The organism is Pseudoroseomonas cervicalis ATCC 49957 (assembly GCF_000164635.1).
Taxonomy (GTDB): domain Bacteria; phylum Pseudomonadota; class Alphaproteobacteria; order Acetobacterales; family Acetobacteraceae; genus Pseudoroseomonas; species Pseudoroseomonas cervicalis.
On sequence record NZ_GG771100.1, the window covers coordinates 1 to 920 of the forward strand.

Consider the following 920-nt stretch of genomic DNA (forward strand, 5'->3'; position numbering starts at 1 on the left):
GTGCGCACGCCGCCGCTGGCCTCGCCGGCGGCGCCCGCCACCAGCCCGGCCTGGTCGTTGGTGGCGCCGGCCGTGCTGGTCATCGAGCGGGCGGTCGCCTCCAGCTCGGAGGAGGCGGAGGAGACGATGCCCACCATCTCGCCCACCTTGCCCTCGAAGCCGCGCACCAGCGATTCCAGATTGGCGGCGCGGCGGGCGCGCTCGGCCTGGGCGGCGGCCTCGGCCTGCTGCATGCGGACGCGCTCGATCGAGTTCTGCCGCAGCACCTCGACGGCCTGGGCCATCTCGCCCACCTCGTCGGCGCGGCCGGCATGCGGCACGGCCTGGTCCAGCGCGCCGGCGGCGATGCCGGTGACGCTGACGGTCAGCTCGCGCACCGGGGCGACCAGGCGCTTCAACAGCAGCAGCACGCCGCCGAGCGCCGCCAGCAGCGCCAGCAGGGCGAGGCCCAGGCTGACCATCATGTTGAACTGCGCGGTGGAGGCGGCGGTGTCGCCGCGGCGCACCGCCTCGTCCAGCGCGGCGTCGCGCAGCGGCACCAGCTTGGCCAGGGCGGGGGCGGTCCAGCCGGCGAAATCGGCGCTGCTCATCGGCCAGGCTGGCGGGTTGGCGGGGTTGGCCAGGCGCAGTTGCGCGGCCTGCACCATGGCGCGGTAGCGCGGCTCCTCGCGCTCGAAATACTCGGCGCGGGCGCGCGCCATGGCGGCATCCAGCGCCGGGTTGCCCAGCGCCACGGCCAGGCGCTCCGCCGCGTCCCAGGCCTGGGCGATGCGGCCGTTCAGCACCAGCCCGTCCGCCACGCGGGCGGCATCGAGGGTGGCGGCCGACATGATCTCGCGGATCAGTAGGCTGCGGCTGCCAGCGTCGTCGCGCGCCGCCATGGCCATGCGGGCCGCCTGCGCCAGCAGCGCCACGGCGGG

1 protein-coding gene is annotated in these 920 nt (G+C 76.3%); it reads right to left on the reverse strand.

The window, feature by feature from the left end:
- A partial coding sequence (locus HMPREF0731_RS21955; RefSeq protein WP_007006460.1) for a HAMP domain-containing protein occupies nucleotides 1-920 on the reverse strand: 920 nt, incomplete at both ends.